Here is a 21,597-nt window from a genome sequence, read left to right on the forward strand (position 1 = left end):
CAGCATAAAGAAAAAACTCCTTCTAAAAAGGAGCTTTTCATTCTTCGAAATAAGGATTTACATGGATGAGCACTTCTTCTACATCTGAAAACTGTCTTTTGATTTCATTTCGAATTTCGCGGGCAATGTCGTGTCCCTGCTTAATTGTCAAATCATGATCCAAAGATAAACGGACATCAAGCAATTTATAGTGGCCATGTTCTCGCGCGCGGATTCTATCAATTCGTTTTACCTGATCACATTGAAAAATAACAGCTTTATATTCCTCTATCAGCTCGGGATCAACACTCTTTTCCATGAGCACATCAACAGACGGCCTGATTAATTCCATTGAAATCTTAAAAATGAGGTAAGCAACGATTGCACTGGCAATGGCATCGGCGTACAACAGATAGGACCATCCACGGCTGTTTCCGATGATAGCCAACAGGACGCCGATAAAAGCGGCAAGAGAGGCAACGATATCGCCTTTATGATCGTACGCAATCGCTATAATCGCTTTGCTGTTCCATTTTTTCCCTTGCTTTATAGAATAACGATATAAGATTTCCTTAGCCACGTACGAAATCAGAGCCGCAAACAATGCGCTGTATTGGGGAACGCTTGGCCCTTTAACAAAGGACAGAATCGCTTCTATGAGGATATAAACGGATACGATCACTAAGATAATTCCTACAATCGCCTCACTAATGACTTCAGCTTTTCCGTGACCAAAAGGATGGTCTTGATCGGGCGGTTTATTGGAAATTCCGATCACTGCCAAGACTGCAATCGAAGCAACGACATCTGCCGCGGAATGTATTCCGTCTGCAAACACGGCTTCACTATCGCCTACCAGCCCAAAAAAGACCTTTCCTGCCATTAAGATCAGATTGGCGATCAATGCAATCAAAGCAACTTTTCTGCTTATTTGTTCTCTTTCACTTGCCATTTTTTCCTCCTATAAAACTGCACAAAAAAATAGGAGTGCTCTATATACGCTCTCCGTATCCTTTCCTGTGTAATCACTTTGTTTATCATACCAATTCAATTTCGAGTGGGTCTATAGCAACGTTGTTTCCTGTTTACTAATAAATAAGGTGACAGAAAAAAAGTTGGAGCTATGCTAAAAAGGTCATACAGCAAACAAATGAGTTCTTATGTAACAACAGTGATGATTCGCTATTAAAATGCTGCCGTCAGTGAAAAATTTCCACCTAATTTTCAAAAACCTATTGACATGAGAAGATCTGTATTTTACTATTATCTCATATTCAAGATATTTTAATTTGAGATATTTGGTCGGAAAGATCAGCGATCAAGCGCAACTCTAAGTGTTCAATCGTTGTCAGTTCTTTTACACAATATTCAATATGATTTTTTATAACATAATATCTCGAATTCGAGATAAAAGGGAGTGTAGCGTAATGGCTGAATTTACTCATTTAGTCAATGAAAGACGATCTGCAAGCAATTTTCTTTCAGGTCATCCAATCACAAAAGAAGATCTCAATGAGATGTTTGAATTGGTTGCATTGGCACCATCGGCTTTTAATTTGCAGCATACAAAATATGTGACGGTTCTTGACCAGGACGTAAAGGAAAAGCTGAAGCAGGCCGCAAACGGACAATATAAAGTGGTTAGCTCTTCTGCGGTTCTCTTGGTATTAGGGGATAAGCAGGCATATCAACAAGCGGCCGATATCTATGAAGGTTTAAAGGTATTGGGGATATTAAATAAGCAAGAGTATGACCACATGGTGCAAGACACCGTTTCGTTTTATGAAAACAGGGGAGAACAATTTAAGAGAGATGAGGCGATAAGGAATGCTTCACTTTCTGCGATGATGTTTATGCTGAGTGCTAAGGAAAAAGGCTGGGATACCTGCCCGATGATCGGCTTTGATGCGGAAGCCGTAAAACGGATTTTGAACATAGACGACCAATTTGAGGTTGTCATGATGATTACGATTGGAAAAGAAAAAACAGAGAGCAGAAGACCGCGCGGCTACCGGAAGCCTGTGAATGAGTTTGTTGAGTATATGTAAAAGGAGCGGATAAAAATGGCTAAAAAAACGATGGGAATTCATCATATTACAGCGATTGTCGGTCACCCTCAAGAGAACACAGATTTTTACGCAGGAGTGCTTGGGCTTCGTTTGGTCAAGCAAACTGTCAATTTTGATGACCCAGGTACGTATCATCTTTATTTTGGGAATGAAGGCGGGAAGCCGGGAACAATCATTACCTTCTTTCCGTGGGCCGGAGCCCGCCAAGGCGTCATTGGAGACGGTCAAGTTGGCGTGACTTCGTATGTCGTGCCGAAAGGGGCTATGGCATTTTGGGAAAAGAGACTAGAAAAGTTCAACGTTCCCTACACCAAAATCGAGCGCTTTGGGGAACAATATGTAGAATTTGATGATCCTCATGGACTGCACTTAGAAATCGTGGAAAGAGAAGAAGGAGAGGCTAATACGTGGACTTTCGGAGAAGTAACGCCCGATGTTGCCATTAAAGGTTTTGGGGGTGCAACCCTATTATCAGAGCAGCCTGACAAAACCGCTGACCTTTTAGAAAACATCATGGGGCTGGAGCGAGTCGGCAAAGAAGGAGACTTCGTTCGTTATCGTTCCGCCGGTGATATCGGAAATGTGATTGACCTTAAGTTAACGCCTATTGGCCGCGGGCAAATGGGGGCCGGAACGGTGCATCACATCGCTTGGCGGGCTAACGATGATGAAGATCAGTTAGATTGGCAAAGATATATTGCTTCCCACGGATATGGTGTAACTCCTGTTCGGGATAGAAACTACTTTAATGCCATTTACTTCAGGGAACACGGGGAAATCCTGTTTGAAATCGCAACTGATCCCCCAGGCTTTGCACATGATGAAACACAGGAAACAATGGGCGAAAAACTGATGCTGCCTGTGCAATATGAACCGCATCGCACACAAATTGAACAAGGGCTGCTGCCGTTTGAAGTAAGAGAGTTAGATTGATTTGACACATAAAAAATAAAGAAACATATATTCAATTGATGATTGCTGGATGGTACTGTCAGCAAAGAATCAGATAAAATCAAAGATGAGGAGAGATACAAATGGAAGATGCAGGACTGTTGCTTATTCGTATAATGATTGGTGTGGTGTTTTTGTTTTATGGCACACAAAAATTATTCGGCTGGTTTGGCGGATACGGGATTAAAGGAACCGGACAATGGTTCGAATCAATTGGGGTGAAACCAGGAAACGTTGCGGCCGCTCTATCAGGTCTTGGGGAGTTAGTAAGCGGAATTCTATTTATTTTAGGCGTATTCCTCCCGCTTGGAGCTGCTATCATAACAATCATCATGTTAGGTGCTATCGTAAAAGTCCATGGAGCGAAAGGTTTTGCGAATGGCGCCGGAGGTTTTGAATATAACCTGGTGCTCATTGCAGTTTCCATAGGGGTTGCACTCATCGGTTCAGGAGCTTACGCTTTGCATTTTTAATACGAAAGTATGTAAGAACAGTTGCTGCTTGTCAGTAACTGTTCTTTTATTTTCACATTTTCGGCAAGCTTGCAGGTACTCTGCAAAGCAAAAAAGCGGATATCATAAATATAAATCTGTATAGTGAATGATACGTATTGATGAGCTTGGTCATGAAAAACAGACCTATTTGAAGGAGTAAATGGATGAAAGAGATGACAGGATTACATTCATTAGTTTCTATAGAAAACTTTATCAAACAGCACAAATTCAGTTTTATTTATATATCAAGGCCTGGCTGTACAGTATGTCACGCAGTTCTGCCCCAGCTCGGAATAGTATTGGATCAGTTTCCAAACATCAAATTGGGGCATATCAATGCTGACGATGTAGCAGAGGTCGCCGGCAGATTTTCAGTTTTCACCGTTCCTGTGCTTCTTTTGTTCATTGATGGGACTGAGTTTCTAAGAGAAGCCCGTTTTGTTCATTTTGAACAGCTTGAACAAAAGCTGAAAAGGGTTTATCGATTATATGAAGGCGAATAAAGGAATAAGGCAAAAAAAGAACTCAAATGAGTTCTTTTTTTATTCTTCACTAGGCGAAGAAGGGTTATCAACCTGCCCTTGATCACTTGTATCATTATCACAACTTGCTGAAATAATAATTGAATGAGAAGGAGAGTAATCTCCTAATGTGAAATTCACTCCGTAATTTTTGCTGTTCGCAGTATGGCTGTTTTGCAAGTTTTGTCCGATATCTGTATTGGCGTTTTGTGTCATTCCATTTATCGTGAGATTTGAGATGTTGATTTGAGATCGCATGCTTCAAAAACTCCTTTCACTCAGAAGTAGCTGTCATAAAGGACGCTGGCAGTCTATTTACTTCTATGATATTGCGTTTTTATATCATTGCATCAACATAATGGTAAAAATAATAGCGAGTGAATGATCATCTTTTGAAGATGATCAACCTATCAGCAGAAATAAAGCCGCCTGATAAAGAGGCGGCAGATCGTTATATGTCATCTATGAATTTGATGTATCGTTTTTCGTTTGCCTGAAGGATAAGATAGTCGTTTTTAATGATGAGTAGGAGCCTATAGCAGCGTAGCCATAAAACCAGCCCATAAATACGCCAGAAAAGAGGCTGTGTCGATGGCTTATGAAAACAGAAATGACAAGGCCTGTTATTAAGGCAACTGACGGTACAAAAGTTTTGGGGATTTTCAATAATATTTTGAGGATTTGGGTTATCAATATGATGATTGGAACAGCTATCACAGCATCCCAAAAGTTCGTGTGAATAATTGGAAAAGCCATACGGCACCTCATGAAGTGTTTATTTCTTAATTTTTACGCTAAAAGCTTGGAAAGCAGCTCTTGGATCGCATATGTTACATTTTGGGCTTGATTGGCGGAGCTTGTTTGGCTTAAAGCATTGGATTCAAAAACCAAACCTGTATTACTCCCACCGGAACCCTCTGTTGTTTTAGACACAGAGAACGGGCTGATGGAAACTGCAAATCCGTTATTAAAAACGCTGTTCCCGGATATCGAATGAATATAAACTGGGAATTTCATCATTCATCTCTCCTCTCTGTTATGACTGTTTATACAATATGGTGTGTGAGCAGCAGTTGCTTAAACAAAACGGCAAAAACTTTCAGTAAGAGACAAAAACCTGCAAAATGCCACAAGCGCCTTTTGTTAATGCAGCTTTTTAGGGACGTTTTTTTTATTTTTTTTGCCAACTTCATCAAAAATATTCTGATTGCCAGACTGGGCTTGTCCGTCCTTATTTATGAAATCGGGGTGAATGAGTTTTTTCAGATCCCTGACTGTTAAAGGCTTGGCGTCATCAGTTAATTCTATTCCTAATTGCCCGTTTGCCTCTAATGTCGCAATTTTGACATCTTGTATAGCCGTAACGCCGTGAAGCCTTAGCTGCATTTCAAGCTGGTCAGCTGTAAGTCTCATCTTCTTTAAGTTTTCGATATGAAGCTGTCCGTTTTCAATGACGATTTTTGCTTTTCCGGTTAACATCTTTTCAATGGTGTTCGATTTCATTTGGATCCATTCCATAACGATGAGTGTGCTTGTGAAAATTGCCGCTGCAATTAATGTTTTGAAGAGGCTGTACTCGATGATTGGCTGAACGATAATAGTTCCGATCGAAATCATGACAACCGTTTGAGTCGACGTCATTTGTGCGATTGATTTCCTTCCTGAAATTCTCAGCAAAATGACCCCGGCTACAATGAGAACAAGAGATTCCCAAGTGAAATTCATGCTACCACCTGACCAATGATGAATTAGATTTGTCATGGGATTGGCTTTTCTTCCGGCCAATCGCAATTTAATATATCCGAAAGGCAGTCGGTTCATTCTGTCCTGAACCGAACAATATTTTTGGTATAGATGGATATATTAAGCCAAACAATGATAGCAACAGGAGTTTTTTGGCCGAAACAATCTGGGAAGCGGGGAGCGCCATAACATGATTGAACTTGAAGTTGTCATTAGAACGGTTGCCAGCTTTGGCTTGCTGTTAATCGCAGAACGAATTTTAGGCAAACAGACAATCTCTCAAATGACGATTTTTGATTTTATTGCGGCGATCACACTAGGGGCGATTGCTGCCGGATTAGCTTACAATACTTCAATAAAACCGCACAATATGGCCATTTCGTTTAGTATTTTTGTGCTAACCATTTTTCTAATTTCGTTTCTGTCGATAAAGAACAGGAAGCTGAGGAAATTTTTTGCCGGAGATCCAACAGTGCTGATTCAAAACGGGAAGATACTTGAATCAAATATGAGGAAAATGCGTTACACACTTGATTATTTAAATCAGCAATTACGGGAAAAAGAAATATTTAATATCGAAGAAGTTCTTTTTGCCATTCTTGAAACGAATGGTCAGCTGACTGTGTTAAGAAAACCGCAATTCCGGCATGTGACCAAACAGGATTTAATGATTGCGGTAAACCAAGAACAAAGGCTTCCGATAGAACTTATTATGGACGGAGAAATCATTGAGAATAATTTAAAGCAGAATCGTTTGACGGAATCCTGGCTTTTGGAAGAATTGCGAAAAAGAGACATAAAGGTGAAAGAGACCGTGTACGCAGTGCTGCTGGGTAATGGGGATATTTATGTGGATCAATATAAAGACCATATATCAGTCCCTATGGATAAGGAATGAAGGAACAATCAATCTTAAAGCCCCTTATTGAACGCAACGGTTTCAACTTGTCTTGGGTACGAAATATGCAGAAGCCCGTTTAACAGCTGAATCTGTAACAAATGAGTTTCAGCGGCTTCGGGAAGCTGAATGATTCGCTCAATTTCTCCGTAATACCGTTCACGCAGCACTTCCATTTCGGCTGGAAAAACAGGCGTGATCGTTCCTTTGATCAGCAGCTGGGTTTTAGACAGTAAACGGATCGTTAATTCTTCCTCATACACACCGGGCATTTCCACAATGATAAAATTATATTCCTCATCTTGATAAAAGTCGTAAACAAACGTAGAAGCTTCGGAATCAAAAAAATGTTCCGGGGCTTTATATTTGAGCACATTTGTCCAAAAGTCACTTTGTTTATATTCATTCGTAATCTCAAGCCACTTTCGAATTTTTTCGAAATCCATATGAGATTCTCCTTAAATTTGATTTGAAATCGGCGCAGAAGGGTTTCCGATTTGGTCTTGGTCACTAACGTCTGAATCAATATTTCCAGTGTTTAAAAGTGAAGACGTAGGCGAAAGATCCCCTAAGGAAAAGTTTGCTCCAAAATATTTGCTGTTCGCAGTATGGCTGTTGTGCACAGTCGGACCGACATCTATATTTCCGTTTTGCGTGACGCCGTTGATCTTAATATTTGCGATATTAATTTGATATGGCATAGACGAAACCCCTTTAATCTAAAATTGGCGGTGGTGCAATCGGAGGAGCATTAACGTTGGATGTATCAGAGTTGCCGATAGATGTCTGGTCATTTACATCAGGATCGTTTAAGAAGTTTTCCATTACGGATTCTGTAGGTGATGTATCACCGAAAGAAGAGTTGGTCCCTTGAGATTTTTGATTGTTGGTAGGGCTGTTATAAGCAGCTTCGCCTATTGTAATTGAACCATTGCCCGAAATACTGTTGATCTTCAAATAATATAGGTTGATTACTGTAGACGGCATCCCATCACACCCTTCCATCTTTCTGTACAGTACATTATGCGCCGCTGCACCCAATTGTTCCTTGCATTTACGGGCAAAACTCTATCTGGCCCCGGAGTGATGCTCAATTATCAGTGAATGAAAAGCCATTGATATAGGAATCAATGAATTGATTCAGTTATTCGAAATGCATGAGACCTTTTAATAAAGGAAGCTGGCAAACAGGATCAGTTTGAAATAATTGACAATGAAGCTAATGCCATGAAATAATACTCGTGAGTAACATTACTCGTGGGTATTATTTTTGGGGTGGTCCTAGTTGAAAAGTAAAGGAGTAGAAAGCCGAAAACGATTACTTAAAGCTGCCGCTAATGAATTTTCGGTTCGGGGATTCCATGACGCGAAGGTAAGTGAAATTGTGAAAAAAGCTGGGTTCACGCAGCCTTCATTTTACCTGTACTTTCAAAGCAAAGAAGCCATCTTTGCCGAGTTAATAACCGATTTTCACTCTCGAGTCAGAAAGCTGACAGAGTCACTTCTTCTGGAAAACGGATTAAACACGGAGGATGTGTCAAAACGGGTACTGCTAGCTGTAGAGACTGTTTTTCAATTTTTGGATGAGGACAAGGATTTAACCAAGATCGGCTTTTTTCTCAACCCGGAAGCAAAACAAATGAAAAAAGACTTGGCGATGGTTTTGAAAGAGAACTTAGAAGCAGAACAGCGGCTTGGCTATTTTCACTCTGAACTGGATATGGAAACTGTCGCTGAGTGTTTGGTCGGCATGATTGAACATTTAACCGAATCATTTTTGTTAACCGGAATCAAAGATCCGGCAAGCCTCGCAGCAGAGGTTGTGAATCTTTTAATTTACGGGATGCTTCCGAAAGGGAATGATGTAAGATGATATCTATTATGATGAAAGTCAGTTTGGCAGTTTTTATGCTTGCGGGAGGCATCATAAAGGTAAGCCGCGTTCCCTTTCAAGTTGAGCATTGGCGGCATTATCAATATCCATTATGGTTTCTGACTGTTACTGGCATTCTTGAAATAGCCGGGGCACTTGCTATGACAGCGGGAATTTGGAATCGGTATGCAGCAATTGGAGCAGGTGTTCTGTTTGTCGTTCTCATGGCGGGAGCAATTCATGCGCATATGTTTCGAGCAAGACAATCTGTCATCATGGCGATACCAGCGATGATTTGTTTGATTGTTTCAATCATGATCATCATGGGGAGTTACACGTAAGCTTTTCACTAATGTTTAAGAACAAGCCCATTTGCAGGAAATCTCCTTTTCTTATCGAATAATAGAAAGTCCAGGAATTAACTGAATCAGTAAAATAGAGCTCCATTTCTGTGTTATTCGTCCGGCATCAGCTGGGCTTTTTTTATAAAGGAGGAATACAGGATGGCATTCACTTTGGAAGACATGACTGAGGAAGAGTTCGAAGCCTTTCGCGGGATGTCCGTGCAAAATTTTGCGAAACAAAACATAACGTCAGGAACTTGGACGGAAAAAGAGGCATTTGAGAAATCGGAGCAGGCATATGAGAACATGATTCCGAATGGGCGAGACAGCAGCAATCATTATTTTTGGAACATCACAAATGACCAAGGAGAAAGAATGGGCTGGCTCTGGCTGTATGCTGATCCATTACATCCGCAAAAGGAAGCGTTTATCTATTCCTTTGGATTGTATGAAGCCTTTCGCGGAAAAGGACTTGCTCAATTGGCGCTTCAAACGCTTGATGAAAGAGCAAGAGAGCTTGGTGCGGAAAGGCTGGCTCTACATGTATTTGCACACAACGAGACAGCCGTCTATCTTTATCAGAAGATGGGCTATGCCATGACCAATATACGTATGCGGAAACAGCTATGCTGAAAAGCCGCTTACGTTACCCAAATACAACATGCCTATCTGGAAGCGGTGGCAGGGTACTATAAGTCATCATTAGAAAGATTAAGGTCATGGGAGGCTTGAACATATAAAGAAAAAGGACAACAGCTGTTGTCCTTTTCAATGCCGCTTGAACTTTCTCCCTCAGTCTTTTTTGTCTTGATGATCCAGCTCTTTTATTCGTTTCGTAAGCTCATTGAAAGCCTGATCAAGCTCCTTATACCCTTTATCATTTGGCGTCATAAAACTGAGCTTTCCCAGCACTTCTTGTCTTTCTGTCTCAAGCTTTAACCGAAGCTCCTCCCGCTCATTTCTTTCTGAAGGAACGTCGTTTAACTGCTTTTCGATGCCGTTGTTTGAGATGACGAGTTTACTGTTTGTTGTTTTTTCGAGAAAGTATCGGTCATGTGAAACCGCCAGCAATGTGCCGCTGTATTGTGACAGTGTTTCTTCCAGCTGTTCGCGTGACGGCAGGTCGAGATGGTTTGTCGGCTCATCTAAAATCAGCACGTCTTTTTCCTCCAGAATATATGCCATCAGCTTGATCTTTACACGCTCACCCATACTCATATGCTTGATCGGTTCAGTCCATTGGGCGGCTGTAAAACCTAAGTGCCTCATCAGATTTTGAACGTGCCCCCTTGCTTTGAATGTTTCATTCTCAAATAACTCTTCCGGTGTTTGTTCTAAAGGCAAATCAAACACCTCCTGCGTTAAATAGCCGATGTTTGCGGACGGCGACACCCATACACTTCCTTCTGCTGTTTCCTGTCCCAGAATGATGTTCAGTAATGTCGTTTTTCCGCTGCCATTGGGGCCTATGATCGCAACCTTTTCGCCGTGCTGAATTGTAAAGTTTGCGTTTTTAAAGAGAGTCCTTTCTCCAAACGCTTTTGTTACATTCTGAACTTCTAAAAAACGTTTTCCTGTTTTGTGGGTTGTATCGATTGAAAAGCGGACTGTATATTCTGGGGTAACGGGTTCCGCCTTTGCTTTTTCAAGCTCTTTTTCAAGCCGCTTCTGCTTGGATTTTATCTGGGCATCCGTACGCTTCGCTTTTACCCGGTGATATTCTTTAAACCCTTCCTTTTTCGTCGATTGAGCATGGGCTTTTTCCGACCAAGAAGCGAGCCCATTCATTTGTGCTTCAATCCGTTCAACCATTTTTTGCTGCTTTTCATATTCACGCTGCTGGGTGAGTCTTTTCTTCTCCCGGAACTTCATATACCCGGAGTAATTCCCTTTGAATTCAATCAGCGTCTGATCCTCAAGCGACCATATTTTTGTTGCGGCTTCGTCTAAAAAATATCGATCGTGAGAAACGAGAATCACAGTGCCGTTATAATGTTTCAGCTGTTGGATGAGAAATTGCAAGCTTTTTTCATCAAGGTGGTTTGTCGGTTCATCTAACAGCAGCAGATCTGCATCCTCTGATAGTCCTTTCGCCAGCCGCGCTTTCAGTTTTTCACCGCCGCTTAACTGATGAAAATCACGAAGAGGCACATGCCATTTCTCCAGTAACTTCTTTTCGGCAGGTGTCTGATCCGCAAAGGAATACGCCGCGGTTTCCTGTTCAACCAAAGCCAGTTTTATATCCTTCCGAAGGATTTGACCCTGTGCAGGGGCTAAGTCATTGTGAATGAGGTGCAGCAACGTAGATTTCCCAGCGCCGTTTTTGCCGATAATCCCAATGATATCTCCTTGCTGAACACTGGCGTTTACATGTTTAAAAACAGTTTGATCCTTTACTTCATAGCTAACGTTTGTTAATGTTACGATCTCTTTCATCCATATCCCTCGCTTTAAAGGGAGAATAAAAAAATCCTCCCAAATGTGTTGGAAGGATTAGCCGTGCCTGTGCATGATCAAATAAGCTATTTTTTATAAATAGCAGTGTCGTATATATAGAAAATGGGCAGACTAATCCTATTTTTTGATTTGAAATATTGATTTCAAACGGTAAAAATAAGATTAGTTAATCATTGTCCACCCATCATCCCTTCTTGTTTTGATTACAAACACTATAGCATACCTTTAAATTCAAAAGCAAAGGTCATTTTCATCAAAAAAACTCCTGCTCTCATTTTTGAGGCAGGAGTTTTGAGTCTTATTGATGCTTCGCTTTTCTCACTTTATAAATCACAATCAGCAAAATAAACCAAACCGGTGTGACAAATAAGGAAACACGAGTATCCTGTGCCAGTGCCAGCACAACCAGAACAAACGCCAGGAACGCAAGAATCAGGTAATTTGTAAACGGATAAAGCGGAAGCTTAAACTTGTTTGTTTTCGCTAATTCAGGTCTTGTTTTGCGGTATTTCATATGGCAGATGACCGTAATCCCCCAAATGTAGATAAAGCATACGGTTGAAATACTTGTGATCAGGGTGAATACGCCTTCTGGCATGATGTAGTTTAACGTAACACCGATTAAAATCACGATAGCTGAAAAGAATAAAGCATTTCTAGGCACTTTACGCTGAGTCAGTTTCGCCATTGACTCAGGCGCATTGTGATCTTTCGCCAGGGAATAGACCATACGGCTTGTACTGAATACAGCGCTGTTGCATGCTGAAGCAGCGGATGTCAACACAACAAAGTTGATAATACTTGCAGCCCCGACGATGCCAACAGCGACAAATACTTGTACGAATGGGCTTTCGCTGGGATTGATGATATCCCAAGGATAGATGCTCATAATCACGAGAAGAGCCCCGATATAAAAAAGCAGCACACGGACAGGAATATTGTTGATCGCCTTAGGGATTACTTTTTCAGGGTTTTCTGTTTCACCGGCCGTAAGCCCGACAAGCTCAATGCCGACAAAAGCAAACACAACCATCTGGAACGAGAGGATAAACCCGTGCATGCCATTCGGGAACAGGCCTCCGTGGCTCCAGAGGTTTGTGAAGCTGGACACTCCTGAGCTTGTGGAAAAGCCTTTGAAAATCATCACAAGGCCAATGACGATTAACGCCAAAATGGCAATGACTTTAATCAAAGCGAACCAAAATTCTAATTCTCCAAAAAGCTTGACTGTCGCCAGATTCATAATCAGTAAAATAATAAGAGCGATTAAGCCAGGCACCCATTGCGGCACACCCGGGAGCCAATATTGAGTGTAGAGCCCGACTGCTGTCAGATCAGCCATCGCAATGGAAATCCAGCAGAACCAATATGTCCAGCCGGTGATAAAAGCTGCCATATCGCCTAGGTAGTCTTGTACAAAATCCACAAAAGAGTGATAGTTCAAGTTTGATAACAGCAGTTCACCCAGCGATCTCATAATTAAAAAGCAAATGATCCCTGTGATCATATAAGCAAATAAAATCGAAGGTCCGGCAAAATGAATCGATTTGCCCGAGCCGAGAAATAAGCCTGTCCCAATGGCTCCGCCGATGGCGATGAGCTGGATATGCCTGTTTTTCAAGCCTCTCTGCAACGTTTGCTGATTTATATTGTCTTTCGTCATGTCGTCTGTCACTTTATGTGTTCCTCCATTGAAAATTGTTTATTGAGTCAGCAATCTATTTTTAATGATTATTATAACACTAAAATTTCTATCTTTTTTACTAAAAAAGGATTGATGAAAAGAATTTTAATGTGATTTGGACTATTTCCCGAAAAAAGCGGCTCCATTTAGGGAGCCGCTTTTTTATGCTTTTTCAGTTTTTGTCATAAACAGGTAGAGCCCGTAATCTGTCGGTGCGGATGCGTAGCCTGCCTGCCGCAGCATTGCTGTGATATTGCCGCGGTGGTATGTCCCGTGATTGACAACGTGGGGAAGCAGTTCGGAAACAGTTGTTTTCATGATTCCGCTTGAGGGATTTTGAATCTGGAGTGGCTTATTGAGCTGTTCTTTTTGCTGTAAAAATAGTATATAGCGCTCGGATAACCTCAGAAAAAGGTCTTCCATTTCCTCTATTTCTTTAGCCTCTGTCTGTTCTTTAAGCTGTTCAGCTAAAGCCAACGCATCGCTCAAGGTTTTGCCGGAAAACACTTCAATCCAGCCGAGATCAGAAAGATAAACATGAGACAATACATGGGATATTGACGGAAACACGCTTTGAATTTCTTGATGGTATATCTCTTTTGGAAGCTCTTTTAATCGGTTGAATATTTGTTGATTGGCCCAGACGTTATATTCATACAATTTGAATGCAAAATCTGACATGTTAAAATTCCCCCTTTCGTGTGTATAGCTTTCATTATACACGAACATGAGTTCTTATGTAGAGTGCTCGAAAATAAAATTTGTTGACATATATAGTTTAGAGGAATAAACTAATTGACATTGAACATAAAGTTTAGCGGGGTAAACTATAATGAGGAGGGGAAGATATTGAATGAACAAAAGCTATGTCAGGCGATAAACCTGTTTGTGGAAGTCCTGCTTGAAGGGACAGAATTTGTGCATCGTGAAATCAATCAGGATGTCTTCAAGCATATCTCAAGGGAACAGGCAGACCTGTTGAAAATTTTAAAAGTCAAGGGCCCAACCTCTCCCGGCAGCCTGGCCATGTACCAAAATGTACATAAGAGCGCGATCTCTAACAGACTGAAAAAGCTGCTCGAAAAGGGATTGGTTCAATGGGACGACTGTCCGGAAAAAAGTGATAGGCGCTCTAAGCTTATTAACATTACACCCAGTGGTGAACACATACTAGAAGAATTAGATTCTGCCATCTTTAACGCGCTCAAACCGTTGATTGATGATATAGATGAGGAACACTTACATTCTATCATCGAGATATTCACCATTTTAAAAAGCAAATTTAAAGGAGGAGATTCTGCCGAATGAGAGCAATCATCAAATTCAAGTGGGCAATTGCAGCCATAGTATTAGCACTTACCGTCGTTTTGAGTTTGTTTTCTCCGAACTTAACGGAGCTGGCCAATCAAAAGGGGCAGGCCCAGCTTCCCGCTGATGCTGTTTCAGAAAGGGCAAACGCCATTTTAAAACAAGCGGGAGAAGACAATAATTCGATCAGTGTAGTCTTTACATTAGACAACGCTATAAAGAAAGAAACAGAGAATCAGCTCCGGATAATAATTGATAAAATCAAAAAGATCGACGGTGTAGAAGAGGTAACATCTCCTCTGTCAGCGGAAAAAGAAGTCAAAGACCAGTTGATGTCGAAAGACAAGAAAACCGTTCTCATGCCTGTCACGATTACAGGTTCTGATAAAAAGGCGGAAAAAATTGCGGACGAGATTTATCAAATCGTTCCTGATGACTTGACGGCATATATTACGGGAGCTTCCCTTATCAACCAGGATTTCGCTCACAGCTCAGAGGAAGGGCTTAAGAAAACGGAAGTGATAACAGTCTGCCTGATCATCGGTTTACTGTTGATCGTGTTCCGATCTGTTGTGACGCCTTTTATCCCGATTGTGGTTGTCGGTTTTTCTTATCTGATCAGTCAATCTATACTGGGCATCCTTGTATACAATGTTGATTTTCCTATCTCGACGTTTACGCAAACCTTCTTAGTTGCGATCCTGTTCGGCATTGGAACAGATTACTGCATACTGCTTCTTACACGGTTCCGTGAAGAATTGGCAAACGGGCATGATAAAAAAGAAGCGGCGCTTATCGCTTACCGCACAGGGGGAAAAACCTTATTTATCAGCGGATTTGCGGTATTGATCGGATTTTCCGCCTTAGGATTTGCGAAGTTTGCGATTTTCCAATCCGCAGTAGGGGTAGCAGTCGGTGTGGGAATTTTAATGATCATCCTCTACACACTGCTGCCATTATTTATGGTGACGCTGGGTGAAAAATTATTCTGGCCTTCTAAGAAAGTGCTGTCACACAGTGATAACAAACTATGGGCGTTTCTCGGCAGACACTCCGTTGCGCGTCCGTTTCTGTTCATTGTCATCACGGTGGTGATTACGCTTCCGTTCATCTTGACCTATGATGACCAGATTTCATTCGACTCAACTGCGGAAATCAGCAGCGATTATAAATCTATAAAAGCTCTCGAGGCCATTAAGGATGGATTCGGGGAAGGAAAAGCGTTCCCGATCAATGTTGTCGTAAAAGGAGACAAAGATCTTACAACAGCTGATACAATCCCCTATCTAGGAAATATCAGCAAAGCGATCGAGAAAGTTGATCATGTTGACTCTGTTATGACCATTACGCAGCCGACTGGTAAAAAAATCAAAGATTTATATATTGATAACCAGCTAGGATCGGTTTCAGACGGGCTGGATAAGACGGTGAAAGGGATTGCCGATGTCCAAAGCGGATTAACGGATATAGAAAACGGACTGAATCAAATGGCAGGGCAAACCGGCTCGGCCTCAAATGGAGGGTCTGGCGGTTCACTGGGCGATGCGGCAGATGGCTTGGGCAAAATCAATCAGCAGCTGCAGCTCGTGAGCAAACAGATTTCCCAAACCGGCAATACCGCACAGACCGTGCAGCAGCTTACGGCAATAAGCGGACAGCTTGGCCAGATTCAAACCGGCCTTGAACAAGCGAACCAACAGCTCTCAGGCCAGCAGGCACAAGCCGGAACGCTGACAGAAAGCCTGAAAAAGCTGTCCGAAGGCGTGAAAAGCGCAAATGAGGGCCTGACGAAAGTCTCTGACGGTATTACAGCTTCCAGTGATATATTAGAGGACATGAGCAAAAGTCCAACTGTAAGAGATACTGGCATATTCATTCCTGATCAAGTAATGAAGGACAAAGACTTTAAGAAGTCAATTGACCAGTATTCCTTTGCAGACGGCAAAGGTGTTCAATTAAGTGTCGTTCTGGATTCAAATCCGTACTCAGAACAAGCTATTACGACAATAAACCAAATCAAAAAAGCTGTCGCAAACGAAGTTGACGGCACTCCTTTGGAGAATGCACAGATCGTGTACGGCGGGGTCACGAGTATGAATGCGGACTTAAAGGAGCTATCCACAACGGACTTCTCCAGAACAATGGTGATTATGATTATAGGCCTGTTTATCGTGTTAACCATTTTGTTCCGCTCAATGATCATGCCGATTTATATGATCGCGTCATTGCTGCTGACGTACTATACGTCGATATCCATAACAGAATTAATTTTTGTAAACGGCTTAGGAAACGCGGGTGTCAGCTGGGCAGTGCCATTCTTCAGCTTTGTCATCTTGATCGCGTTAGGGGTAGATTATTCGATCTTCTTGCTGGATCGATTTAAGGAAGAGGTGCACCTTGGCATTGAGCAAGGTGTCGTCAGGTCAATGAGCAAAATGGGATCTGTCATTATTACAGCTGCCATTATATTGGCCGGTACGTTCGCGGCGATGATGCCTTCAGGTGTCAATACACTGATGCAGGTGGCAAGTGTTATCATCATCGGGCTCTTGCTTTACGGCCTTGTCATACTTCCGCTCTTCATCCCGGCAATCATTGCGACCTTTGGAGAAGGAAACTGGTGGCCGTTCGGCAGGAAGAAAGGAAAAGAGTAATCGAGAGAAGAGTGATGAATGGTCATCACTCTTTTTTCATGACTAAACGACTAACTTCAGACGTGTTACCCAAAAAGATCAGACGATCAAACGGCGGCTGTACTTAAAAACAAAGAGCCCGGAAAACATTCCCGGGCTCTTTGTTTTATTTCCATTCTGCAATTGTATCAATCGGCAGACGGTAGGAAGCATAGCCTTCGTCTGCTGCTTTTCCGATAGAAAGTAGCATAACCGGTACATAACGTTCTTTATCTAATCCGAAGGTTTCCGCGATGTTTTCTTTATCGTATCCGCCGATCGGGTTTGTATCGTAGCCATGCGCGCGTGCAGTCAGCATCAGCTGCATGGAAACAAGACCTCCGTCAATCAGGATCGTTTCACGGTTGACCTGTGCCGGAAGCTTTTCAAAATGTGCGGTCAGCGCGGCGATTTGTCTGTCTTTGACCTCCTGCGGCATGTAACCAAGTTCCACGGCTTTTGAATAGATTTCTTCTAGATAGTCTGCGTTGTTCATGTCTGCAAATACAGCGATGACAGCAGATGATGTTGTGACTTGTGTTTGGTTAAAGCTTGCAAGCGGTGCGAGCTTTTCTTTTCCTTCCGGGCTGTCAATGACAAGAAAACGCCATGGCTGCGCGTTAACAGAAGATGGGGCAGTTGTTGCTTCCTCTAAGATCTCTGTCATTTCTTCTTTGCTGATTTTTACTGCCGGATCATAGTTGCGGATAGAACGGCGGCCTTTCATAATTTCCATAAAATCGTTTGTTTTGATCATGTTGATACACTCCTCTTAAGCTTCGATATTATTTATATTGTTTCGCATGCGCGCCAGCACATCAATGAGCAGGCGGCGTTCTTCTGCGCTTACATTTGCGAGCATTTCCTTCATGAAACGCTCCTTTTCCTTCTTAGAAGACTCAATTCGCTCTCTTCCTTGGTCTGTTAACCGAACAAGGGTGATGCGGTTGTCCTCAGGCTTGCGCCGCCTTGATACCATGCCTTTGGATTCCAGCTGTTTCAGGTGTCTGGTAACGGCTGCGCTATCGATATTTACTTTCTTTTGAAGGTCGCTTTGACTGATCTCATCTGCATGATAAAGCAATGTCAGCAATTCCAAACGAGATTGGCTGATGCCCGTGCATGCCTCGAACTTCACGCCAATCACCTTGTTCACGCCTTGCAGCTGATATAAAATCTCGGCTTCCTCTGAACAAAATGACGCCAAAACCCATCCCTTCTTTCCTGTCAAAACTATTAATTGATATATCAATGATTGACACGTCAATTAATATACAACGATTGATTTCATCTTGCAAGCCATTTGCACTTTTGAACAACCTCCCAGCGCATAAAATTCGCTAGGCTAGAACTTAGCAAAAAAAGCTGGCCGCTTCTTCAGATGATGCTGGTCACGATGATTCCCTGCATCATTCCCATTTATAGGTGTTCGGAATATCACTTTGCCGGCCCGTGCTCAAGCGGCTTTCACAGGCTGAAAGTTATGATACAATATACAAATGTTTCACAGCTTCAATCCATAGTTGGAGCTGACATCCATTATATAAGGGACTAGGTTGAAGGGAAGGTTTGATAACATGCTGCACAATCCAACTGGAAAAGAACGCTTGGCACTAGCGTTTCTGCTCGGCATGCTTGCTATATTGGGCCCGCTTAATATAGATATGTATTTGCCAAGTTTTCCTGAAATCGCGAAAGATTTATCAGCAAGTGCTTCACTTGTTCAGTTAAGTTTAACAGCCTGTCTGGTCGGGCTTACGATCGGCCAGCTGATTGTCGGGCCGGTCAGCGATGCGCAGGGAAGACGAAAACCGCTATTAATCTGTATTTTTTTATTTGCGTTATCTTCTCTGTTTTGTGCACTGTCGCCCAATATAACAACTTTAGTGGCTGCGCGTTTTTTACAAGGCTTCACTGCTTCTGCAGGGCTTGTGCTGTCTCGCGCAATCGTCCGCGATGTGTTTACCGGAAGAGAGCTTTCTAAATTTTTCTCGCTGTTAATGGTCATTACCGCGGTGGCGCCAATGGTTGCGCCTATGACAGGCGGTGCCATTTTGCTTTTGCCGTTCGCAACGTGGCATACAATTTTTCACGTCTTAATGATCATCGGATTTTTACTAGTTCTTCTGATTGCATTGAGGTTAAAAGAAACGCTTCCGCTGGAAAAACGGATTCCAAGCTCAATCGGAACATCCGTCAAAACGATGGGCAGCCTGCTGAAGGATCGATCCTTTATGGGGTACGCGTTAACTGTCGGATTTATTCACGGGGGAAGCTTTGCATATGTGTCTGGTACGCCTTTTGTATACCAGGATATCTACGGGGTGTCTCCGCAGGTATTTAGTATTCTTTTTGGCATTAACGGGCTGGCGATTATATCGGGCAGCTTTATCATCGGACGCTTTGGCGGAATCATTCATGAAAAAAGCCTGCTTCGTATAGCGGTCATTACGGCTATGATTGCGACGGCTGTGCTATTAACCATGACCATGATTCACGGTCCTCTTGCTACATTAGTCATATCCATTTTCATTTACATGATTACGATCGGCATGGTTCTGACCAGCACGTTTACCCTAGCCATGGAAAAGCAGGGGCACCGCGCCGGAAGTGCAAGTGCGCTGCTTGGAATGCTTCCGCTGCTCCTCGGTTCAATCGTGTCACCGCTTGTAGGCATTAATGAGACAACAGCCGTTCCGATGGGAGCCATCATGTTTGTGACAGCTGTCATCGGCTCACTGGCGTTTTTTGGATTAACGAAAGAACGAGTAGGGCAGAATTCATAAAAAAACCTGACATGACGTCAGGTTTTTTGTTTTATTTAGAATAACAACAGCAGGCCTGCAATCGCCGGAGTCAAAAAGATGGCTGATTTCAAAACCACCTTTGGCATGAGGTTGGTGAATTTCGCGCCTACATAGGCCCCGCACATTGTCCCGACCAGAACTTTGACAAGTAAAACGTAATCAACAAAACCTTCTGTAATATATCCGATGCCTCCACCTACAGCCAGAGGGATGATCACAAGCATCGTCGTTCCGACAGAATGGCGAATGGACAGATTCAGCATAATCATTAAACCGATTTGAATAAAAGGTGCCGACCCGATGCCGAATGTGCCGGAAAGAACGCCGGCTGCAATTCCTAAGATGACCGCTCTCGTATACGTTGAAAGAGTGCTTTGATTCACTTGAGCCTTCTCTTTTAAAATAAATAATCTGATTAAAATGAGAATTGCTGATAAAAATAACATTCCAGCCGTCAAATAATGAAGCAAATCAGCCGGAATAAAAGAAGTCAGCTTGGCGCCGAAAAATGAGCCAACCGCAGCAAAGCCTCCGACTATTAAGCCGATTTTCATTTGAATGTTACCCTCGCGATAGTGGCTGTATGCCCCTGATAAGCTTGTAAAAGCCATGCCGGCAAGCGAAGTGCCTAAAGCCGTATGAATCGGGATATGGAAAAGAAGCGTTAAAAGGGCAATGACAAAGCCGGCTCCACCGGCGCCAATAAAGCCTAAAATAATTCCTAGAAGAAACATAACAAGAATAATGAGCATATTTTTTCCTCCATTGAAAAGATGTAAAAATGTAATCGTGCGCTATTCTGGCGGAGGTATGGTGTCCTATTGACGAAGAAAAACACGCCGTTTTTTCAGTTGCCAGTAGTCCGTCGACCGTCGTTCAGCAAACATATCGTACCTCAAATTCAGGGATCTGACAAGGCAGTTTGTTGCTTCCCATTACCATCTGTTATATGATTTTGATGAAGAAAAGCCCTTGAATATATTCAAAAGAGGTATTATATATGGACGATTTTAAATTAGATAAGCCGACTCCCTACTACCTGCAATTTTATAACCAGCTAAAAAAAATGATCTTCAACGGGACTTTTAAGCCTGGGGAACGGATAAACGAAACACAGCTGGCGAAAAGCTTTGGCGTCAGCCGCTCTCCGATAAGGGAAGCCATGCGATTGCTTGAGAAAGATGGTTTGTTAAAAGCGGATGACCGAAATGGGTTTTCGATCACGTCGTTAACGGCAAAAGATGTAGATGAGATTTATAAAATCAGAATTCCGCTGGAGCAGCTGGCAGTCGAATTAGTCATAGACGAAGCGGACGAAGAAGAGCTGACCATACTCGAAAAACAGCTTGAAGAAACAGAGAAAGCGATTCACAACGGCACGGAAGATACAGAAATCATTCGTTTAAACCAAAAATTTCATGAGCTGCTGGTTGATTTCAGCCATAACAGACATTTGAAAAATTTGCTTGAGCATGTAAATGACCTGATTCATTTTTGCAGAATCCTTAATTATACCGGCGACCACCGCGCAGAAACGATACTGCGTGAGCACCGCAGGATATTTGAAGAAGTGAAAAAGAAAAACAAAGAAGCAGCCAAACAACATGTGCTGGCTCATTTCAATCATGACTGTGAGCATTTGAAGCATGTGCTTGAAGAAGGTAAAGAGAATTGATTTGTATGATCCGGTACCAAGGGAGAGCAGAACCCTTGGTATTTTTTTATGTATTCACCACATATCTAAGAGGCCCCGTTAATAAGATTTTATGATGGTTTGACTAACGAATAATGGGGGTT

The 21,597-nt window shown here is 42.3% G+C and carries 26 protein-coding genes; 12 read left to right on the forward strand and 14 right to left on the reverse strand.

The window, feature by feature from the left end; translation table 11 throughout:
* Positions 1-37: 37 nt before the first annotated feature.
* A complete protein-coding gene (gene mneP / locus NST22_RS02995; RefSeq protein WP_003244477.1) occupies positions 38-931 on the reverse strand; it encodes a manganese transporter MneP in 894 nt (297 codons plus the stop codon).
* A 475-nt stretch (positions 932-1,406) separates the two neighbouring features.
* Here mneP and NST22_RS03000 point away from each other — a divergent pair, with 475 nt between their 5' ends.
* From NST22_RS03000 to NST22_RS03015, 4 genes are all read left to right on the forward strand, one after another.
* Complete coding sequence (locus NST22_RS03000) at positions 1,407-2,027, forward strand: nitroreductase family protein (protein WP_003244392.1); 621 nt, start codon at positions 1,407-1,409, stop codon at positions 2,025-2,027.
* Between the two features lie 15 nt (positions 2,028-2,042).
* Entirely contained in the window at positions 2,043-2,981 is a 939-nt protein-coding gene (locus NST22_RS03005) for a ring-cleaving dioxygenase (RefSeq protein WP_003234172.1), read from the forward strand.
* A 101-nt stretch (positions 2,982-3,082) separates the two neighbouring features.
* Positions 3,083-3,472 (forward strand): DoxX family protein, encoded by a 390-nt coding sequence (locus tag NST22_RS03010; RefSeq protein ID WP_003234169.1) that lies wholly within the window; start codon positions 3,083-3,085, stop codon positions 3,470-3,472.
* 185 nt (positions 3,473-3,657) lie between these two features.
* Positions 3,658-3,996 carry a thioredoxin family protein gene (locus NST22_RS03015; protein WP_339232954.1) on the forward strand — a complete coding sequence of 113 codons (339 nt, stop codon included), beginning with the start codon at positions 3,658-3,660 and terminating at the stop codon, positions 3,994-3,996.
* Positions 3,997-4,035: 39 nt separating this feature from the next.
* On the opposite strand, the gene NST22_RS03020 is transcribed toward NST22_RS03015, so the two are convergent.
* The 4 genes from NST22_RS03020 to NST22_RS03035 all read right to left on the reverse strand — a co-directional run bounded on the left by NST22_RS03020 (position 4,036) and on the right by NST22_RS03035 (position 5,739).
* Positions 4,036-4,272, reverse strand: a complete 237-nt coding sequence (locus NST22_RS03020) for a spore germination protein (protein ID WP_003244342.1) — start codon at positions 4,270-4,272, stop codon at positions 4,036-4,038.
* 204 nt (positions 4,273-4,476) lie between these two features.
* Positions 4,477-4,770 carry a hypothetical protein gene (locus NST22_RS03025; RefSeq protein ID WP_009969672.1) on the reverse strand — a complete coding sequence of 98 codons (294 nt, stop codon included), beginning with the start codon at positions 4,768-4,770 and terminating at the stop codon, positions 4,477-4,479.
* A gap of 33 nt (positions 4,771-4,803) precedes the next feature.
* The gene (locus tag NST22_RS03030; protein ID WP_003244212.1) at positions 4,804-5,034 is read right to left on the reverse strand and encodes a spore germination protein; all 231 of its coding nucleotides are present in this window, start codon (positions 5,032-5,034) and stop codon (positions 4,804-4,806) included.
* A 123-nt stretch (positions 5,035-5,157) separates the two neighbouring features.
* Positions 5,158-5,739, reverse strand: a complete 582-nt coding sequence (locus NST22_RS03035; protein ID WP_003234158.1) for a DUF421 domain-containing protein — start codon at positions 5,737-5,739, stop codon at positions 5,158-5,160.
* Between the two features lie 208 nt (positions 5,740-5,947).
* Between NST22_RS03035 and NST22_RS03040 the strand changes: the two genes are divergently transcribed.
* Positions 5,948-6,655 carry a DUF421 domain-containing protein gene (locus NST22_RS03040; protein WP_003234156.1) on the forward strand — a complete coding sequence of 236 codons (708 nt, stop codon included), beginning with the start codon at positions 5,948-5,950 and terminating at the stop codon, positions 6,653-6,655.
* A gap of 14 nt (positions 6,656-6,669) precedes the next feature.
* Here the strand turns inward: NST22_RS03040 and cotP are convergent, their stop codons facing one another.
* The 3 genes from cotP to NST22_RS03055 are packed head-to-tail and all read right to left on the reverse strand — an operon-like array spanning position 6,670 to position 7,642.
* Positions 6,670-7,101 carry a spore coat protein CotP gene (gene cotP / locus NST22_RS03045; RefSeq protein ID WP_003234154.1) on the reverse strand — a complete coding sequence of 144 codons (432 nt, stop codon included), beginning with the start codon at positions 7,099-7,101 and terminating at the stop codon, positions 6,670-6,672.
* 12 nt (positions 7,102-7,113) lie between these two features.
* A complete protein-coding gene (locus tag NST22_RS03050) occupies positions 7,114-7,356 on the reverse strand; it encodes a spore germination protein (RefSeq protein ID WP_003234151.1) in 243 nt (80 codons plus the stop codon).
* A 13-nt stretch (positions 7,357-7,369) separates the two neighbouring features.
* The gene (locus NST22_RS03055) at positions 7,370-7,642 is read right to left on the reverse strand and encodes a spore germination protein (RefSeq protein ID WP_003243854.1); all 273 of its coding nucleotides are present in this window, start codon (positions 7,640-7,642) and stop codon (positions 7,370-7,372) included.
* Positions 7,643-7,940: 298 nt separating this feature from the next.
* Here NST22_RS03055 and NST22_RS03060 point away from each other — a divergent pair, with 298 nt between their 5' ends.
* The 3 genes from NST22_RS03060 to NST22_RS03070 all read left to right on the forward strand — a co-directional run bounded on the left by NST22_RS03060 (position 7,941) and on the right by NST22_RS03070 (position 9,505).
* On the forward strand, positions 7,941-8,528 hold the full coding sequence (locus NST22_RS03060) for a TetR/AcrR family transcriptional regulator (RefSeq protein ID WP_003234149.1): 588 nt from the start codon (positions 7,941-7,943) through the stop codon (positions 8,526-8,528).
* Positions 8,525-8,869: a DoxX family protein gene (locus NST22_RS03065; protein ID WP_019846817.1), complete on the forward strand. Its 345-nt coding sequence runs from the start codon at positions 8,525-8,527 to the stop codon at positions 8,867-8,869. The genes NST22_RS03060 and NST22_RS03065 overlap by 4 nt, the downstream gene beginning before the upstream one ends.
* A gap of 162 nt (positions 8,870-9,031) precedes the next feature.
* Positions 9,032-9,505: a GNAT family N-acetyltransferase gene (locus NST22_RS03070; protein WP_003234145.1), complete on the forward strand. Its 474-nt coding sequence runs from the start codon at positions 9,032-9,034 to the stop codon at positions 9,503-9,505.
* 159 nt (positions 9,506-9,664) lie between these two features.
* Here NST22_RS03070 and vmlR read toward each other — a convergent pair whose 3' ends face one another.
* The 3 genes from vmlR to dinB all read right to left on the reverse strand — a co-directional run bounded on the left by vmlR (position 9,665) and on the right by dinB (position 13,694).
* A complete protein-coding gene (gene vmlR, locus NST22_RS03075) occupies positions 9,665-11,308 on the reverse strand; it encodes an ABC-F type ribosomal protection protein VmlR (RefSeq protein WP_003234144.1) in 1,644 nt (547 codons plus the stop codon).
* Between the two features lie 319 nt (positions 11,309-11,627).
* Positions 11,628-13,004 carry an amino acid permease gene (locus tag NST22_RS03080; protein ID WP_003234143.1) on the reverse strand — a complete coding sequence of 459 codons (1,377 nt, stop codon included), beginning with the start codon at positions 13,002-13,004 and terminating at the stop codon, positions 11,628-11,630.
* Positions 13,005-13,175: 171 nt separating this feature from the next.
* The gene (gene dinB / locus NST22_RS03085) at positions 13,176-13,694 is read right to left on the reverse strand and encodes a damage-inducible protein DinB (RefSeq protein WP_003234141.1); all 519 of its coding nucleotides are present in this window, start codon (positions 13,692-13,694) and stop codon (positions 13,176-13,178) included.
* Between the two features lie 168 nt (positions 13,695-13,862).
* Here dinB and NST22_RS03090 point away from each other — a divergent pair, with 168 nt between their 5' ends.
* Positions 13,863-14,321: a MarR family transcriptional regulator gene (locus tag NST22_RS03090; RefSeq protein WP_003242874.1), complete on the forward strand. Its 459-nt coding sequence runs from the start codon at positions 13,863-13,865 to the stop codon at positions 14,319-14,321.
* Positions 14,318-16,975, forward strand: coding sequence for an MMPL family transporter (locus NST22_RS03095; RefSeq protein ID WP_003242658.1), 2,658 nt, complete (start codon positions 14,318-14,320; stop codon positions 16,973-16,975). Before NST22_RS03090 ends, NST22_RS03095 begins: the two co-directional genes overlap by 4 nt.
* A 145-nt stretch (positions 16,976-17,120) precedes the next feature.
* Here the strand turns inward: NST22_RS03095 and NST22_RS03100 are convergent, their stop codons facing one another.
* The gene (locus NST22_RS03100; RefSeq protein WP_003234135.1) at positions 17,121-17,750 is read right to left on the reverse strand and encodes a nitroreductase family protein; all 630 of its coding nucleotides are present in this window, start codon (positions 17,748-17,750) and stop codon (positions 17,121-17,123) included.
* 15 nt (positions 17,751-17,765) lie between these two features.
* Entirely contained in the window at positions 17,766-18,260 is a 495-nt protein-coding gene (locus NST22_RS03105; protein ID WP_010886424.1) for a MarR family transcriptional regulator, read from the reverse strand.
* A 310-nt stretch (positions 18,261-18,570) separates the two neighbouring features.
* Between NST22_RS03105 and NST22_RS03110 the strand changes: the two genes are divergently transcribed.
* Positions 18,571-19,779: a Bcr/CflA family efflux MFS transporter gene (locus NST22_RS03110; protein ID WP_003234132.1), complete on the forward strand. Its 1,209-nt coding sequence runs from the start codon at positions 18,571-18,573 to the stop codon at positions 19,777-19,779.
* Positions 19,780-19,814: 35 nt separating this feature from the next.
* On the opposite strand, the gene NST22_RS03115 is transcribed toward NST22_RS03110, so the two are convergent.
* Positions 19,815-20,552, reverse strand: coding sequence for a sulfite exporter TauE/SafE family protein (locus tag NST22_RS03115; protein ID WP_003234130.1), 738 nt, complete (start codon positions 20,550-20,552; stop codon positions 19,815-19,817).
* 248 nt (positions 20,553-20,800) lie between these two features.
* Here NST22_RS03115 and NST22_RS03120 point away from each other — a divergent pair, with 248 nt between their 5' ends.
* Entirely contained in the window at positions 20,801-21,475 is a 675-nt protein-coding gene (locus NST22_RS03120) for a GntR family transcriptional regulator (RefSeq protein ID WP_003234129.1), read from the forward strand.
* Positions 21,476-21,597: the final 122 nt, after the last annotated feature.

This window comes from Bacillus sp. PS237, from assembly GCF_037963345.1.
In the GTDB taxonomy this organism is placed as follows: domain Bacteria; phylum Bacillota; class Bacilli; order Bacillales; family Bacillaceae; genus Bacillus; species Bacillus subtilis.

Coding starts and splice junctions, on each gene's coding strand:
- mneP (WP_003244477.1), bottom strand. CDS start 931: ATGGCAAGTGAAAGAGAACAAATAAGCAGAAAAGTTGCTTTGATTGCA.
- NST22_RS03000 (WP_003244392.1), top strand. CDS start 1,407: ATGGCTGAATTTACTCATTTAGTCAATGAAAGACGATCTGCAAGCAAT.
- NST22_RS03005 (WP_003234172.1), top strand. CDS start 2,043: ATGGCTAAAAAAACGATGGGAATTCATCATATTACAGCGATTGTCGGT.
- NST22_RS03010 (WP_003234169.1), top strand. CDS start 3,083: ATGGAAGATGCAGGACTGTTGCTTATTCGTATAATGATTGGTGTGGTG.
- NST22_RS03015 (WP_339232954.1), top strand. CDS start 3,658: ATGAAAGAGATGACAGGATTACATTCATTAGTTTCTATAGAAAACTTT.
- NST22_RS03020 (WP_003244342.1), bottom strand. CDS start 4,272: ATGCGATCTCAAATCAACATCTCAAATCTCACGATAAATGGAATGACA.
- NST22_RS03025 (WP_009969672.1), bottom strand. CDS start 4,770: ATGGCTTTTCCAATTATTCACACGAACTTTTGGGATGCTGTGATAGCT.
- NST22_RS03030 (WP_003244212.1), bottom strand. CDS start 5,034: ATGATGAAATTCCCAGTTTATATTCATTCGATATCCGGGAACAGCGTT.
- NST22_RS03035 (WP_003234158.1), bottom strand. CDS start 5,739: ATGAATTTCACTTGGGAATCTCTTGTTCTCATTGTAGCCGGGGTCATT.
- NST22_RS03040 (WP_003234156.1), top strand. CDS start 5,948: ATGATTGAACTTGAAGTTGTCATTAGAACGGTTGCCAGCTTTGGCTTG.
- cotP (WP_003234154.1), bottom strand. CDS start 7,101: ATGGATTTCGAAAAAATTCGAAAGTGGCTTGAGATTACGAATGAATAT.
- NST22_RS03050 (WP_003234151.1), bottom strand. CDS start 7,356: ATGCCATATCAAATTAATATCGCAAATATTAAGATCAACGGCGTCACG.
- NST22_RS03055 (WP_003243854.1), bottom strand. CDS start 7,642: ATGCCGTCTACAGTAATCAACCTATATTATTTGAAGATCAACAGTATT.
- NST22_RS03065 (WP_019846817.1), top strand. CDS start 8,525: ATGATATCTATTATGATGAAAGTCAGTTTGGCAGTTTTTATGCTTGCG.
- NST22_RS03070 (WP_003234145.1), top strand. CDS start 9,032: ATGGCATTCACTTTGGAAGACATGACTGAGGAAGAGTTCGAAGCCTTT.
- vmlR (WP_003234144.1), bottom strand. CDS start 11,308: ATGAAAGAGATCGTAACATTAACAAACGTTAGCTATGAAGTAAAGGAT.
- dinB (WP_003234141.1), bottom strand. CDS start 13,694: ATGTCAGATTTTGCATTCAAATTGTATGAATATAACGTCTGGGCCAAT.
- NST22_RS03095 (WP_003242658.1), top strand. CDS start 14,318: ATGAGAGCAATCATCAAATTCAAGTGGGCAATTGCAGCCATAGTATTA.
- NST22_RS03100 (WP_003234135.1), bottom strand. CDS start 17,750: ATGATCAAAACAAACGATTTTATGGAAATTATGAAAGGCCGCCGTTCT.
- NST22_RS03110 (WP_003234132.1), top strand. CDS start 18,571: ATGCTGCACAATCCAACTGGAAAAGAACGCTTGGCACTAGCGTTTCTG.
- NST22_RS03115 (WP_003234130.1), bottom strand. CDS start 20,552: ATGCTCATTATTCTTGTTATGTTTCTTCTAGGAATTATTTTAGGCTTT.
- NST22_RS03120 (WP_003234129.1), top strand. CDS start 20,801: ATGGACGATTTTAAATTAGATAAGCCGACTCCCTACTACCTGCAATTT.